The following is a 14501-nucleotide window of genomic DNA, read 5'->3' as shown; positions in this document are numbered from 1 at the left end:
GCTCATCAAAGGGCACAGCGGGACCGAGCCTCATCGGCGTGCCGAGGAACGAGGCACGTCGATGAGCGGGGGCATCGTCCCCGGCGGGGTCGGCGACACGGTCATGCGGCCGGACGGGTTGGCCAAGGCGCTCGGCGTCCTGCCCTACGCCGCCGATCTCGGCACCGAGGGCCTGCTGCACGCGGTGCTGATCCGCTCGCCGCACCCGCACGCCGAACTGCTCTCGCTGGATGTGTCCGCGGTGGTCGGGATGCCTGGGGTGCTGGCCGTTCTCGGTGCCGACGACCTGCCCGGGGTGCCCACCTACGGCCCGGCGTTGGCCGACCGTCCGGTGCTGGCGGCCGGGGTGGTGCGGCACATCGGTGAACCCGTCGCCGTGGTCGTGGCAACCGATCGGCGGACCGCGCTGCGGGCGGCGGCGGCCGTGGTCGTCGGGTACCGGCCGCTGCCCGCGATCCGCGACCTCGACCACGTACGCGAGGGTTCGGACATCCACCTGGACAGCGATGTCATAAGGGAACTGACGGTGCATCAGGGTGAGCCGGAGCCCGCCGACTGGGCCGGTCCTGCGGTGCCGGTCGCCGGTGCCGCGGTGGTCGTCGAGGGGGACTACTCGATCGGCCGGCGGGCAGCCCGGGCCGGGGAGGTGGCCGCGTTCGCGCGTCCGGCCGGCTCCGGCGTCGAGGTGACGACGTCCTCCGGGTGGTGGCAGGCCGACCGCGACCTGATCGCCCAGTGCCTGGATCTGACGCCGGATCAGTTGCGTCTGGTGCCTGCGACCGCGGCCGGTCCGCCGGACGGCGAGTTGACCGTCCCGGTGCTGGCCGCCGCGGCCGCGATGCGGTTGCGGCGTCCGGTGCGGCTGGTCGACCCCGGCCTGCGGACCGCGCCCGGCGCGGGCCCGGCGGTGCGGTTGCGGTACCGGCACCATGCCGACCCCGAAGGCAATCTGGTCTGCGTGCAGGCGCGGATCCGGCTCGACGCCGGGGCCTACGCCACGACCGCCGGCTCCGACCTGGCCCGCCTGTGCGCGAGTGCCGTCGGTCCGTACCGGGTCGGCACGGTCGAGGTGGCCGCCCGGGCGGTGCGCACGAACAACCCGCCGGTCTTCGAGACCCGCGGGGCCGGCAGCGCCCCGACGTGCGTCGCCGTGGAGGCCCAACTCGACCGCCTGGCCGCCGAACTCGGCCTGGACCCGGTGGAGCTCCGCGAGCGCAACCACCTCGGCCCGGCCGACCCGCTGCCCACCGGGCAACTGGTCGAGGGCGGTTCCCCGGGTGCTGCGCTGCTGGCGGCTGTCGCGGCCGCGCCGATGCCCGGGCGGCGGCGGGCCGGTGCCGACCGGCCGGGCAGCCTGCCGGTGCGCCGCGGCGTCGGGTACGGGTTGGGGATGACTCCGCTGCTGACCGGGGAGGGCGTCGACCACCCGGCCACCGCGACTGTCCGCTACCGCGCCGGGCAGGCCGTGATCTCCTGCCCGGGCGCGGAATTCGGGCAGGGATTCGTGACCGTCGCGATGCAGATCGTGCGCGAGGTGCTCGGCGCCGAGCAGCTCGAACTGGTCGCCGCCGACGCGGACGCCCCGTCGGCCGGCCCGGCCGAGGCCTCCCGGCTGACCTGGGTGGCCGGTGGCGCGGTGCATGCCGCAGCCAAGGCCATCGCCGACGAGTTGTGCGCCGAGGCCGGCATTGCCCAGGGCATCTCGGCGGGGCTGCTGACCGCTCGCGGCGGACGGATCCGCTCCTACGACGGGCTGCTCGACCTCGCCCTGGCCGACGTGGCCGGCGACCGCACTTTCGAGCAGACGGTGACTTTCCAGCCCCCGGCCACCGAGACGCTGGACCCGGCCGGGCAGGGCGCGGCCTACGCCGGCTTCGGCTTCGCCGCCCACCGGGCGATCGTCGAGGTGGACCTGGAGCTGGGCCTGGTCCGGTTGGTCGAACTGGTCACGGCCGCCGACGTCGGCCGGGTCGTGAACCTGACCCAGTTGCTCGGAGTGCTGGACGGCGGATCCACCGACGGCGTGCGGTTGGCGATCGGCGTGGACCTGTCCGAGCTGCCGGCCGGGGCGCACCCGGTCGTCGCCCACCTTCGTCCCACCGACGTCCCGGGCACCGCCGTGGCCGACCTGCTGGAGATCCCGCAACCGGGTTCGTGGGCCGGGGTCAAGGGCGTGTGGGACACCCCGGTCGGCCCGGCCGCCGCGGCGGTGCTGGCCGCCGTACGTCAGGCGAGCGGGGCGCAGCTGACCGCCGTGCCGGTGCGGCCCGCCGAACTCGCGAATCTGACTGGACGTCAGTCCGGCGGTGGGGCTTGAGTTTCCGCTCCACGAACCACAATCTCTCGCCGGCTTTCCCGGGCCGGGCCCCGTGGGGGACGGCCGAGAAGCTCCGGGCCTGGCAGACCGAGGCCTTGGCCTTGTACCAGGAGAAAAGTGCCCGCGACTTCCTCGCCGTCGCCACCCCCGGCGCCGGGAAGACGACCTTCGCGCTACGCGTCGCTCGCGACCTGCTCGACGCACACATCGTGCGCGCGGTGACCATCGTCGCCCCGACCGAGCATCTGAAGGTGCAGTGGGCGCAGGCGGCGCAACGGGTCGGCATCCACATCGACCCGGAGTTCCGCAACGCCGACGGCAAGACCGCCCGGGGGTTCGGTGGGGTCGCCGTCACCTACGCCGGCGTCTCCGCGCACCCGATCCTGCACCGCAACCGGACGCAGGCCCGTCCGACGCTGGTGATCCTCGACGAGGTGCACCACGCCGGCGACAGCCGCAGTTGGGGTGAGGCGCTGGTCGAGGCGTTCGAGCCTGCCCGGCGTCGGCTCTCGCTGACCGGGACCCCGTTCCGGTCAGATGTGAACCCGATCCCGTTCGTCACCTACGCACCCGGCCCCGACGGGATTCCGCGCAGCGTGGCCGACCACACCTATGGCTATGGCGAGGCACTGGCCGACGCCGTGGTGCGCCCGGTGGTCTTCCTCGCCTACGCCGGGCAGATGCGCTGGCGCACCCGGGCCGGCGACGAACTGGCGGCGACCCTCGGCGAGCCGTTGACCAACGACCTGACAAACCAGGCGTGGCGCACCGCGTTGGACGCGGGCGGCGATTGGATCCCGGCGGTTCTGCAGGCCGCGGATCGCCGGCTCACCGAGGTGCGTCGGCACATCCCGGACGCCGGCGCGATGGTGATCGCCACGGACCAGAACGCGGCCCGCGCATACGCGCGGTTGCTGCACGAGCAGACCGGCAGCCCGCCGACCGTCGTGCTGTCCGACGACGCCGGGGCCGGCGCGCGCATCACCGCGTTCGCGGAGGGCGATCAACGGTGGCTGGTCGCGGTACGGATGGTGTCCGAGGGCGTGGACATCCCGCGCCTCGCGGTCGGGGTCTACGCCACCAACGCGTCCACGCCGCTGTTCTTCGCGCAGGCCGTCGGCCGGTTCGTCCGTGCCCGCCGGCGTGGTGAGATCGCGTCGGTGTTCGTGCCGACGGTCGCGCCGTTGTTGTCGCTGGCGGCCGAGTTGGAACGGACGCGCGACCACGTGCTGGGCAAGCCGGCCGCGGCCGAGGGCGAGGATCTGTTCGCCCCGGAGGAGGCGTTGCTGGCCGAGGCGAACGCGGCGAAGGACTCCGCGGACCTGATGGGGGAGTTCACCGCCCTGGGGTCGGCGGCGACCTTCGACCGGGTGATGTACGGCGGCGCCGAGTTCGGGCTGCCGGCCGAGGTTGGCAGCCGCGAGGAGCAGGACTACCTGGGGCTGCCCGGGTTGCTGGACGCCGACCAGATCACCGAGCTGCTCCGGCGGCGGCAGGCGAGCCAGTTGCGCTCGGCCTCCCGTCGGGCCAAGGGGGCACCGGTGCCCGAGCCTGCCGAGCGGCGGCCGGTGGCCACCCACGCCCAACGCTCCGCGCTGCGCCGCGAGCTGCACACGCTGGTGGGGGCGCTGGCGCACAAGTCGGGCGCCTCGCACGCGACGATCCACATGGAGCTGCGCCGCGAGACCGGCGGGCCGGCCACCGCCGCCGCCGGCGTCGACGACCTGAGGCGCCGCGTCGACTCCCTGCGCCGCAGGCTGAGCTCCTGAGGGCCCGCCCCTCCGACGATGAGCCTTGGGGCCCGGCGTCAGGGGACGGGGGCCTTCGTGGTGGCCGCGGCGTGCAGCAACGGCAGGACCCGGTGCGGGATGCGCCGCGACAGCGCGATGGTGGTCGAGCTGCGTCGGATCGAGCGGTCGGCCACGACGAGGTCCAGCACCCGTTGCAGGTCGGCGTTGGAGCGGGCGACGACGCGGCACATCATGTCGGCCTCGCCGGAGATCGTCAGCGCCTCGAGGACCTCCGGGATCCGGGCCAGGTGCTCGGCCACCGCGTCGTGCCCGGCGCCCTGGACGATCTGCAGGGTCACGAACGCCGTCACCGGGTAGCCGAGGGCGACCGGGTCGAGATCCGGGCCGAACCCGGTGACCACGCCGTCGCGGCTGAGCCGGTCGAGGCGGGCCTGCACCGTGCCGCGGGCGACGCGCAGCCGCCGCGAGCACTCCAGGACCCCCATCCGCGGATTCGATGCGAGCAGATCGAGCAGACGCGCGTCCAGGAGGTCGACCGACATGGTTCGACACCTCCGACTACGGACCGGACAGGCTGTACAGAAGCCGAGCGGGATGCCCGAGTTGATCGTACAAGGTGACCAGCCAACCCGGAATCTATTGACCGGATAGCCAGGCCGTTCGATGCTTTGGTGATCGATCCGTGCAAGTTCACGAAGGTCGGTCGCGATGACCACGAGCAGCACCCGCCCCCGTGCGATCGGTGCGCCCCGTCCCGCCGCCGAGCGGGCCACGTTCGCGCTGCTCGGCCTCGACCACCTGCGCTTCGAGGTGGGCAACGCCAGGCAGGCCGCGCACTACTACTCGACCGCCTTCGGCATGAAGGTCGTGGCCTACCGAGGGCCCGAGCAGGGCCACCGCGACGCCGCAGAGTACGTGCTCGAGTCGGGCACCGCTCGCTTCGTGATCGCCGGTGCCACCCGTCCGGGCACCGACCTGGCTCGTCACGTCGCCGCGCACGGAGACGGGGTGCGGGACATCGCCCTGGCGGTTCCGGACGTCGCGCGCGCCTACTCGCTGGCCTGCAGCCGGGGCGCGGTCGGACTGCGTGGGCCGCGCGCCTTCTCCGACCAGCGTGGCGAAATCGTCAGCGCGGTGATCGGGACGTACGGCGAGACCCGGCACACCCTCATCGACCGGTCGCACTACGACGGCCCGTTCCTGCCCGGCTTCGTGGAGCGCCACCTGACGGGCGAGGCCGGTCCGGCAGTCTTCGACGGCATCGACCATGTCGTCGGCAACGTCGAACTCGGCCGCATGGACGAGTGGGTCGGCTTCTACCAGCGGGTCATGGGCTTCACGAACATGGCGGAGTTCGTCGGTGAGGACATCGCCACCGAGTACTCCGCGCTGATGTCGAAGGTGGTCGCCGACGGCAGTCGCAAGGTCAAGTTCCCGCTGAACGAGCCCGCGCTGGGCAAGCGGCGCTCCCAGATCGACGAGTTCCTCGACTTCTACGGCGGCCCGGGCGTGCAGCACATCGCGCTGAGCACTTCCGACATTCTCGGCTCCGTCGACGCGATGCGAGCCCGGGGCGTCGAGTTCCTGTCAACCCCGGACAGCTACTACGACGACCCGGCGCTGCGCGCCCGGATCGGCGAGGTGCGGGTGCCGGTGGAGGAGCTGAAGTCGCGCGGGATTCTGGTCGACCGCGACGAGGACGGCTACCTGCTGCAGATCTTCACCCGGCCGGCCCAGGACCGCCCGACCGTGTTCTTCGAGATGATCGAACGCCACGGTTCGGCCGGGTTCGGCAAGGGCAACTTCCGGGCGCTGTTCGAGGCCATCGAGCGCGAGCAGGAGTTGCGCGGCAACCTCTGAGGCGACGTCGCTCTGCGTATGAGAGAACAACGCTCCAATCATCGATGATCGGACGCATCTGCACCTGACGGTGCGTCAGACCGCTCAGGCGGTCAGGTCGAGGGTGCTTCCGCTCTCGTGCTTGCGGACGTGGATCCGGGTCGGGATGCGCTGGCGCAGCTCTGCCACGTGGCTGACGATCCCGACCACGCGCCCGCCCTCGCGCAGGCTGTCCAGGACGTCCATCACCTCGTCCAGGGTCGACTCGTCGAGGCTGCCGAAGCCCTCGTCGACGAACAGCGACTCCAGGCGGGTCCCGCCGGCGTCGGAGCAGACGACGTCGGCCAGCGCGAGCGCCAATGCCAGGCTCGCCAGGAAGGTCTCGCCACCGGACAGGGTCGCTGTGTCGCGGTCGATCCCCGTCCAGTTGTCGCGCGCCAGCAGCCCGAGCCCGGACCGGCGCCCGCCCCGACCCGCGTCGGTGTGCACCAGGGAGTAGCGGCCTCCGCTCATCCGCAGCAACCGCTGCCCGGCCACCGCCGCGATCTCCTCCAGCCGGGCAGCGAGCACGAACGCCGACAGGGTCATCCGGCGCGAGTTCGCCCCCTGACCGGCAGTCAGATCGGCCAGGCCGCGAATGGTGGCCGCGCGCTCCTCCAGCTCCGGCAGCCGCTCCAGCAGGGCGGTGAGAACCGGCACCCGGCGGTCGAGTTCGGTGACCTGCTTACGCGCATGGGCCAGCAGGCCGACCGTCCGCTCGTGCTCCCGCGCGGCCGACTCGGCGGCCGCCTCGGCTGCCGCGACGTCGACCACGGGCTCGTCCGCGGCGACCGGGTCGAGTTCGGCCAGCAGCGCAGCGGTCCCGGCCACGGCCTCGCGGTGCACCCGGATCCGGGCCTCGGTCGCAACTCGCCACGACTCGGCACGGACGGCTTCGGCCGCAACGACCATGTCGGCGAAGCCCGCCGACGCCGCGGCCGCGGCCGCCCCGGACGCAGTCCGATCCCGGTCCGCCACGGCTCGCAGGAGATCGGCCCGGGCGTCGGCGGCCGCGGTGCAGGCCGCCGCGAGTCCTTCGGCCGCCGCCAGGGCGGCGTCGAGATCGGGCGCTCCACCGAGTTGCGCCACCAACTTCCCCCGCGCGGCGGCCGCGCGCGCCGCGCAACCCTCCGCCTCCCTGATCAGCGCGGCGGCGACCTGCTCGGCCGCCGACCGGGCAGACCCCGCAGCAACCAGTGCCTCGTCCAACTCGGCGAGCGCGGCTTCCAGACCGCTCAACCGGTCGGCCCGGGAGAGCAACTCGTCGCATTCGGCGGAGGCGGAGGTTGCCGCCTCGGGCAGCTTGTCGCCGACGGGCAGCGGTGCCGCCAGAACGGTCTCTACGTCGGCCAGCTGCGCCTGCAAGGCGGTCGAGGTCGCTGTGGCCGCAGCCGATTCGTTGCCGACCTGCTCGGCCCGCGCGCGCGCCGACTCGGCCGACTGCAGCGCGCGCTCCTCGTCCTCGACCCCGACCCGCCGGATCGAGAGCTGCGCCGGATCGGGATGCTCAGTGGCCCCGCAGACGGGACAGGGCGCGTCGTCGGTGAGGCGGGCCGACAGCTCGGCGACCATCGAGTCGAACCGCGCCCGGCGGATCTCGTGATGAGCGCCGGCCAGGTCCTGGGCATGTTCGCGGGCTTCGAGGTGGGAAACCCGGAGCCGTGCCGCCGCCGCATCTGCCGCAACGGACTGCCGGTGGATCGCGATCGCGCCGGTGAACAACTCGGCCCGACGCTGCGCCCCAGCGAGTGCGGATGCCGCCGCGGCGGCATCCGTGCGCTCTACGGCACGCGCCGCGCGCTGCTCGGTCAGCCCGGCGATGCGGCGCACCTCGGCCTGAGCCAGCCCGGACTCCGTCGCGGCTCGGTCGGCGGCGTCGCGGCCGGCCGCCTCGTCGGCGAGCGCAGTGTCCAGCAGGTCGCGAAGTTCCAGCAGGCTCCCGTGGCGGCGTTCTTGCGCTCCGGCGGCCGCACGCAACGCGTCGAGGGACTCCGACACCTCACCGCCGCACGCGGTCACGGCGGCATCGGCGGCGTCCACCGCCGTGCATGCCCGCTGCGCTGCCACCTCGGCCTGGCCGCACGCGTGCAGCAAAGGTGCGACCCCGACCGCCGCCGCGGCGCGCTGCGACTCCAGCGCCAACGCCTCGATCGTCGGCGCCTCGGTCGCCAGTACGTCGGCCTGGGCCTGCGCCTCGGTCCGTCGCTCCCTCCTGGCCGCCCGGGCCCGGGCAACCTCGGCGACTTCCCGCGTACCGGTCGCGGCGGTTGCCGCAGCCGCCAGGATCCGTTCCGCGTTCTCCACCCCGGCCCGGTGCTGGCAGAGCAGGTCGGTGGCCCAGATCAGCTCGGGCACCTGATCGGGCGGTTCGATCTCGGCGATCTGCGCGACCCGGGCCGCCTCGACCGCGACCTCGTCGCGGTGCCGGTCGAGCGAGTGATTGGCCTCCCGTCGCCGGCCCGCCAGCCAGTCCTCGACCGCCCCGAACCGCCCGGCGCCGAACAGCCGCTCCAAGAGGTCGGCGCGCTCCTCGGAGGGCGCCCGCAGGAACCGGGCGAACTCCCCCTGAGGGAGCAGGATCACCTGGAAGAACTGATCCGCGGACATTCCCATCAGGTCGGCGATCTCCTGGTCGGCCTCACCGGCCCGGGTCGACAGGGCGGTCCAACCCGTCGGGTCCCACTGCTCGAGCAGCACCTTGGCCTGTTCCTTGGTCTCGCCGGCGCCGCGCTTCTTGGCCCGGGTCTGCTCCGGCGAGCGGGTCACCCGGATCCGGCGTCCGCCGACGGTCGCCTCCAACGCGACCTCGGTACGTGCCCCGGCCGACGCATGGTCCGACCGCAACCGGCGCGCGGTTCCGCGCTCACCGGGCACGCGGCCGTAGAGCGCGAAGCCGATCGCGTCGAGCAGCGTCGACTTGCCTGCCCCGGTCTGCCCGTGCAGCAGGAACAGGCCGCTGCCGGCCAGGGCGTCGAAGTCGACCTCGACCGTCGCGGCGAACGCCCCGAAAGCGCTGACCCGCAGCAGATGCGGCCTCATGCCACGGCTCCGCGCACCTCGGGACGACGCTCATCGGCGGCGGCCGCGGCCAACCGCACGGCCTCGAAGGCCTGCTCCAGCAGGTGGGCCTCGGCCGGCTGGGCCGGTGTCCCGCGGGTGTGCGAGACGAACTCGACCGCCAGGTCCAGATCGCTGCGGCCGGACAGCCGCTCCCGGTACGAACGCGGATCGGCCGCGACGTCGGCAGGCTCCCAGGCCAGCACCAACGTGTACGGGAAACGGGTTCGCAGCCGGTCCATCGCCGCCTCCGGCCGCGCCGGGTCGGTCAGTGACACCGAGACGAAGTCGTCCTCGTGCGCACCGTGGCGCGGGTCGGTCAGCAGTTCGCTGAGCGTGCCCTGCAGACGGGTCAGCCGGCGATGCACCGGCGCCGGGACGGCCTCGACCCGACGCGCGCCGCGGGCGCCGAGCTCGACCAGCCAACTGCTCTTGACCTGCCGCGCCTCGGTGAACGAGTACGGCAACGGCGAACCGCTGTAGCGCAGGTGCTCGGCCAGGGTCTGCGGGCCGTGCAGGTGGCCGAGCGCCACGTAGTCGAAACCGTCGAACAACCCGGCCGGGACCACCCCCACCCCACCGATCGAGATGTCGCGCTCGGACTCGCAGCCCTGACCGCCCGCGACCCAGGCGTGGGCCAGCACCACTGAACGCACCCCCGCCCGGCAGGCCAGATCGGCGCGGGCGGCCCCGAGCGCGGCCGTGAGCACGGCCTGGTGGCTGCGTCCCGCCGGCTCCGCGGCGACCGCGGCGGGCTCCAGGTACGGCACCGGGTACAGCGCCACGGGGCCGTGCTCGTCGTCGAGCAGCACCGGCGGGACCGCCGCGTCGGGCCGGGTGCGCAGGAACACTCCCGCGCGGTCCAGCAGCCGGGACGCCACGCCCAGGCGCCGCGCAGAATCGTGGTTTCCGCTGATCAGCATCACCCGGGCCCCGGCCGCGGTGATCCGGTGCAACGCCTCGTCGAAGAGCTCCACGGCCTCCACGGGCGGCAGCGCGCGGTCGTACACGTCGCCGGAGACCAGCACGACGTCGACCCGCTCGGCGCGCACGGTCTCGACCAGGTGGTCGACGAAAGCGGCCTGGGCGCCGGACAAATCGGCCCGGTGCAGCATCCGGCCCAGGTGCCAGTCGGAGGTGTGCAGCAATCGCATGTCCGCGACGTTAGGCGCCGGGTCCGACAGTTCTTCCCCGCCGCGCCGCCGAGCGGCCGCGGCGCCCGGCCGGATTCGGAAGACCCGCAACGCCCGCCTCAGCCGCCCCGTCGGTCCCGGCTGTCCGGCCTGCCTGCCCGCACCTCGTGCGCAGCTTGATGAAACGATGGGAGCCATGTCCGTGGCACCCGTCGAGGTCGAGCGTCCCGAGGGCGAACTCCTCCTGCAGCCCGACTTCCCGTGGGTGACCATCGTCTGGAACGACCCGGTCAACCTGATGTCCTACGTGACCTACGTATTCCAGAGCTACTTCGGGTACAGCAAGGAGCACGCGACCAAATTGATGCTGGACGTGCACAACGCAGGCCGGGCCGTGGTCTCCAACGGCAGTCGCGAGGAGATGGAGCGAGACGTCGGGGCGATGCACAACTACGGTCTGTGGGCCACGCTCCAGCAGGACAAGTGACGACGCGTCGGACGGGACGGCTCAATTGAGTTCCCGCATCAAACGCGAGCGCGACGGGGTGGTCGTCCTGACGCTCGGCGCGACCGAGATCGAGGTCGTCCGCGGTGCCTTCAGCGACCTGCTCGAGCTGTTCGACTCCCACCAGGCGGAGTCCGGCCCGGTCGCGGAGATCGCCCCGGGCATCCCCGACCCGTTCGGTTCGCCCGGCACGGGCAGGCTCCCGGACGACCCGGCGCTGGCCCGACTGCTGCCCGACGCCTACGCCTCCGACGCCGACGCGGCGACCGAGTACCGGCGGTTCACCGAGAACGACCTGTTGGCTGCCAAGCGCGCGAACGCCGGAGTGGTGCTGGCCGGGCTGGCCGAGGCCGAGCGCCACGGCGCGATCCGGCTCGACGGCGAGACCGTCAACTTCTGGCTGATGGCGCTCAACGACCTGCGGCTGGTGCTGGGCAACCGGCTGGACGTCCAGGAGGACTACGAGGCGCTGATCGAGCAGCTGGAGCCGGACGACCCCCGGCTGCCCGGGTTCGCGCTCTACGAGTGGCTGACGGCGTTGCAGGAGACCCTGCTTCAGCACGCGCTCTGAGCGCGCCGGAGAATCGAAGCTCGCGCACCGATGATCGCCGCCCTGGTGAGAGGCGTTTCACGCCGGCCGGGAACCGCGCCACGCATTGGTAACCTGGCGCCCGTGCTGCGCATCGACCCCGCAATCCGGGACGCCATCGTCGCGCACGCCCGTGCCGACCATCCGGACGAGGCGTGCGGCGTCGTCGCGGGCCCCGTCGGCTCCGACCACCCGACGCGGTTCATCCCGATGGCGAACGCGGCCCGCTCGACGACGTTCTACGAGTTCGACTCGATGGACCTGCTGAAGCTCTATCGCGAGCTGGACGACCGCGACGAGGTCCCGGTGATCGTCTACCACTCGCACACCGCGACCGAGGCGTATCCCTCGCGCACCGACGTCTCGTACGCCTCGGAGCCGCAGGCCCACTACGTGCTGGTCTCGACCCGCGACCCGGACACCGTGGAGTTCCGGTCCTTCCGGATCGTCGACGGGATGATCAGCGAGGAACCGGTGAGCGTGGAGCCCGAGCGAAATGCGCAGGGAATGTCCGTACTTTCGTAGCGGTTGACCGCTAAAACCGTCCGAGCACAGGAGCCCCAACGACATGGCCATCGAGGTCCGCATCCCGACGATCCTGCGTCAGTACACCGACGGCGCGAAAGCAGTCGACGGTGCCGGCGGCACGCTGGACGAACTCTTCGACGACCTGGAGAGCCGTCATGCCGGCCTGCGCGCCCGGTTGGTCGACGACAACGGCCTGCGCCGCTTCGTCAACGTCTACCTGAACGACGAGGACGTGCGCTTCCTCGGGGGCCTGAAGACCGAGCTGAAGGACGGGGACAGTGTCACTGTCCTGCCGGCCGTGGCGGGTGGCAGTGGTGCCCTGCCGAAGGGCGGCAGGCCGGATGTCACTGTCCTGCCGGCAGTCGCCGGCGGCTGACCTCCCGACGACTGTGCGCTTCGACAACCTCCTGGACTCCGTGGGCAGGACCCCGTTGGTCGGTCTGCCGCGGCTGTCGCCGTCCGACGACGTCCGGTTGTGGGCGAAGCTCGAGGACCACAACCCGACCGGTTCGATCAAGGACCGGGCGGCGTTGCGCATGGTGGTCGAGGCGGAGAAGGACGGTTGGCTGCGGCCGGGCTGCACGATCCTGGAACCGACCAGTGGCAACACCGGTATCTCCTTGGCGATGGCCGCGAAGCTGCGGGGCTACCGCATCGTGTGTGTGATGCCGGAGAACACCTCCGAGGAACGCCGGCAGATCCTCGGCATGTGGGGTGCCGAGATCGTGTCCTCGCCGGCCGCGGGTGGCTCCAACGAGGCGGTGCGGGTGGCCAAGCGCTTGGCCGAGGAACACCCGGACTGGGTGATGCTCTACCAGTACGGCAACCCGGCCAACGCCCAGGCGCACTTCGAGGGCACCGGGCCGGAGCTGCTCGAGGACCTGCCTTCGATCACCCACTTCGTCGCCGGGCTGGGCACCACGGGCACCTTGATGGGCGTCGGGCGATTCTTCCGTCAGCACAAGCCTGACGTGGCCATCGTCGCCGCGGAGCCCCGTTACGGTGAGTTGGTCTACGGCCTGCGCAACATGGACGAGGGCTTCGTCCCGGAGCTCTACGACCCCTCACTCATCGATGCCCGGTTCTCCGTCGGCCCGCGGGACGCGGTGCGCCGCACGCGGCAGCTGATCGAGGAGGAGGGCATCTTCGCGGGCATCTCCACCGGCGCGATCCTGCACGCCGCGCTCGGTCAGGCTGCCAAGTCGGTGGCTGCCGGGGAGAGCGCGGACATCGCGTTCGTGGTTGCCGACGGCGGCTGGAAGTACCTCTCGACCGGCGCCTACACCGGCACCGTCGCCGAGGCCGAGGAACGTCTCGAAGGCCAACTCTGGGCGTAGCGAGGTAACAAGTGACGGACTGGGCCAACTTCAAGTCGACGCGGATCGCGGTGCCCGGCGTCGAGATCGCGGTGCGCACGGCCGGCGCCGGCCCGCCGCTGCTGCTGCTCCACGGCTACCCGCAGACCTCGGCGATGTGGTCCCGGATCGCGCCCGCCTTGGCCCGTCGGTACACCGTGGTCGCCCCGGATCTGCGCGGCTACGGGGCCAGCGGCAAGCCGCCCGGCAGCGCCTCGCACATCGAGTACGCCAAGCGCACGATGGCCGCCGATCAGGTCGCCGTGATGGGAGCGCTCGGCTTCGAGGAGTTCGCCGTGGTCGGCCACGACCGCGGCGGGCGGGTCGGGCACCGCATGGCGTTGGACCATCCCGAGCGGGTGCAGCGACTGGCGGTGCTCGACATCGTCCCGACCCACGAGGTCTTCCGGACCACCGACGAGATGCTGGCCCGGGTCTACTGGCACTGGTTTTTCCTGTCCCAGCCCTACGACCTCCCGGAGCGGCTGATAGGCGCCGACCCGGAGTACCTCCTGCGCTTTGCGTTGCGGGCCTGGAGCTCCGACGGGACGGTGTTCGACGAGGCCGCCGTCGCCGAGTACGCCGCGGCGTTCCGCGACCCGGCCACCGTCCACGCGACCTGTGAGGACTACCGCGCCGCGGCGAGCATCGACCTGGAGCACGACGAGGCCGACCTGGACCGTCGCGTCACCTGTCCGGTGCTGGTGCTGTGGGGTGCCCGCGGATTCGTCGGACGCCGCTACGACGTGCTCGAGTGCTGGGGCCGTCGGGCGCAGCAGGTGTCCGGGACCGCCGTGGACAGCGGCCACTTCCTGCCCGAGGAGGCGCCGGCGGAGACCCTGGCGGCTCTGGAGGAATTCCTGGCCGCAGTGTAGATATTCGGGGCATGACTGATCGTCACGAGGTGACCCGCACGATCCCGGCCGACCCGACCACGATCTTCGCCGTGCTGTGCGACCCGCAGGGCCACGTCTCGATCGACTCCTCGGGGATGTTGATGTCGGCCTCCGGCAAGCCCGCCGGGGCCGTCGGCGACACCTTCGACATCAAGATGCACCGCGAGGCTCTCAACGACTTCCCGCTGGGCGCCTACGAGGTGACGATCCGCATCACCGAGTTCGTGCCGGACGCCGAGATTGCCTGGACCGTGCTCAGCCCGATCGCGGACCCGCCGATCGGGCACGTGTACGGCTACTCGCTGCGGTCGGTCGACGGCGGAACCGCGGTCACCTCGTACTGCGACTGGTCAGCCATCGACCCGATCTGGCGCGATCGGGAGATTCCTGGGATCGGCACGGTCACCTGGCCGGTCGTCCCGGTCACGGCCCTGCGGGCGACTCTCGGGATTCTGGAACGCACCGTCACCCGAGCCGGCTGACTGCCGCCCA

Annotated in this window: 13 protein-coding genes; 10 read left to right on the top strand and 3 right to left on the bottom strand. The window is 72.3% G+C overall.

The window, feature by feature from the left end:
- Positions 1 to 61: 61 nt before the first annotated feature.
- Together VHU88_01380 and VHU88_01375 are read left to right on the top strand one after the other, a co-directional pair.
- Positions 62 to 2317 carry a molybdopterin cofactor-binding domain-containing protein gene (locus VHU88_01380; GenBank protein ID HEX3610315.1) on the top strand — a complete coding sequence of 752 codons (2256 nt, stop codon included), beginning with the start codon at positions 62 to 64 and terminating at the stop codon, positions 2315 to 2317.
- Positions 2314 to 4086: a DEAD/DEAH box helicase gene (locus tag VHU88_01375; GenBank protein HEX3610314.1), complete on the top strand. Its 1773-nt coding sequence runs from the start codon at positions 2314 to 2316 to the stop codon at positions 4084 to 4086. The genes VHU88_01380 and VHU88_01375 overlap by 4 nt, the downstream gene beginning before the upstream one ends.
- Positions 4087 to 4124: 38 nt before the next feature.
- Here the strand turns inward: VHU88_01375 and VHU88_01370 are convergent, their stop codons facing one another.
- Positions 4125 to 4610 (bottom strand): Lrp/AsnC family transcriptional regulator, encoded by a 486-nt coding sequence (locus tag VHU88_01370; GenBank protein ID HEX3610313.1) that lies wholly within the window; start codon positions 4608 to 4610, stop codon positions 4125 to 4127.
- Positions 4611 to 4776: 166 nt separating this feature from the next.
- On the opposite strand from VHU88_01370, the gene hppD reads away from it, so the two are divergent.
- Positions 4777 to 5928, top strand: coding sequence for a 4-hydroxyphenylpyruvate dioxygenase (hppD, locus tag VHU88_01365; protein ID HEX3610312.1), 1152 nt, complete (start codon positions 4777 to 4779; stop codon positions 5926 to 5928).
- An 84-nt stretch (positions 5929 to 6012) separates the two neighbouring features.
- Here the strand turns inward: hppD and VHU88_01360 are convergent, their stop codons facing one another.
- Positions 6013 to 8985, bottom strand: a complete 2973-nt coding sequence (locus tag VHU88_01360) for an AAA family ATPase (GenBank protein HEX3610311.1) — start codon at positions 8983 to 8985, stop codon at positions 6013 to 6015.
- Positions 8982 to 10157: an exonuclease SbcCD subunit D gene (locus tag VHU88_01355; protein ID HEX3610310.1), complete on the bottom strand. Its 1176-nt coding sequence runs from the start codon at positions 10155 to 10157 to the stop codon at positions 8982 to 8984. The genes VHU88_01360 and VHU88_01355 overlap by 4 nt, the downstream gene beginning before the upstream one ends.
- 175 nt (positions 10158 to 10332) lie before the next feature.
- Here VHU88_01355 and clpS point away from each other — a divergent pair, with 175 nt between their 5' ends.
- From clpS to VHU88_01320, 7 genes are all read left to right on the top strand, one after another.
- Positions 10333 to 10623: an ATP-dependent Clp protease adapter ClpS gene (gene clpS, locus VHU88_01350; GenBank protein ID HEX3610309.1), complete on the top strand. Its 291-nt coding sequence runs from the start codon at positions 10333 to 10335 to the stop codon at positions 10621 to 10623.
- Positions 10624 to 10648: 25 nt separating this feature from the next.
- Positions 10649 to 11212, top strand: coding sequence for a DUF2017 domain-containing protein (locus VHU88_01345; GenBank protein HEX3610308.1), 564 nt, complete (start codon positions 10649 to 10651; stop codon positions 11210 to 11212).
- A gap of 102 nt (positions 11213 to 11314) precedes the next feature.
- Positions 11315 to 11755: a M67 family metallopeptidase gene (locus VHU88_01340; GenBank protein HEX3610307.1), complete on the top strand. Its 441-nt coding sequence runs from the start codon at positions 11315 to 11317 to the stop codon at positions 11753 to 11755.
- A 43-nt stretch (positions 11756 to 11798) separates the two neighbouring features.
- Positions 11799 to 12134, top strand: coding sequence for a MoaD/ThiS family protein (locus VHU88_01335; GenBank protein ID HEX3610306.1), 336 nt, complete (start codon positions 11799 to 11801; stop codon positions 12132 to 12134).
- The gene (locus VHU88_01330; protein HEX3610305.1) at positions 12100 to 13095 is read left to right on the top strand and encodes a cysteine synthase; all 996 of its coding nucleotides are present in this window, start codon (positions 12100 to 12102) and stop codon (positions 13093 to 13095) included. Before VHU88_01335 ends, VHU88_01330 begins: the two co-directional genes overlap by 35 nt.
- A gap of 11 nt (positions 13096 to 13106) precedes the next feature.
- Complete coding sequence (locus tag VHU88_01325) at positions 13107 to 13988, top strand: alpha/beta hydrolase (protein ID HEX3610304.1); 882 nt, start codon at positions 13107 to 13109, stop codon at positions 13986 to 13988.
- Between the two features lie 11 nt (positions 13989 to 13999).
- Complete coding sequence (locus VHU88_01320) at positions 14000 to 14491, top strand: polyketide cyclase (protein ID HEX3610303.1); 492 nt, start codon at positions 14000 to 14002, stop codon at positions 14489 to 14491.
- Positions 14492 to 14501: the final 10 nt, after the last annotated feature.

The organism is Sporichthyaceae bacterium (genome assembly GCA_036269075.1).
Lineage (GTDB): Bacteria > Actinomycetota > Actinomycetes > Sporichthyales > Sporichthyaceae > DASQPJ01.
The sequence above is the reverse complement of the archived record's forward strand: the minus strand, read 5'-3'. Positions and strand labels throughout refer to the sequence as shown.

What these genes read in the sequence shown, in the direction of transcription:
- VHU88_01380 (HEX3610315.1), top strand. Translation starts at nt 62, where the DNA reads ATGAGCGGGGGCATCGTCCCCGGCGGGGTCGGCGACACGGTCATGCGG.
- VHU88_01370 (HEX3610313.1), bottom strand. Translation starts at nt 4,610, where the DNA reads ATGTCGGTCGACCTCCTGGACGCGCGTCTGCTCGATCTGCTCGCATCG.
- hppD (HEX3610312.1), top strand. Translation starts at nt 4,777, where the DNA reads ATGACCACGAGCAGCACCCGCCCCCGTGCGATCGGTGCGCCCCGTCCC.
- VHU88_01360 (HEX3610311.1), bottom strand. Translation starts at nt 8,985, where the DNA reads ATGAGGCCGCATCTGCTGCGGGTCAGCGCTTTCGGGGCGTTCGCCGCG.
- VHU88_01355 (HEX3610310.1), bottom strand. Translation starts at nt 10,157, where the DNA reads ATGCGATTGCTGCACACCTCCGACTGGCACCTGGGCCGGATGCTGCAC.
- clpS (HEX3610309.1), top strand. Translation starts at nt 10,333, where the DNA reads ATGTCCGTGGCACCCGTCGAGGTCGAGCGTCCCGAGGGCGAACTCCTC.
- VHU88_01335 (HEX3610306.1), top strand. Translation starts at nt 11,799, where the DNA reads ATGGCCATCGAGGTCCGCATCCCGACGATCCTGCGTCAGTACACCGAC.
- VHU88_01330 (HEX3610305.1), top strand. Translation starts at nt 12,100, where the DNA reads ATGTCACTGTCCTGCCGGCAGTCGCCGGCGGCTGACCTCCCGACGACT.
- VHU88_01320 (HEX3610303.1), top strand. Translation starts at nt 14,000, where the DNA reads ATGACTGATCGTCACGAGGTGACCCGCACGATCCCGGCCGACCCGACC.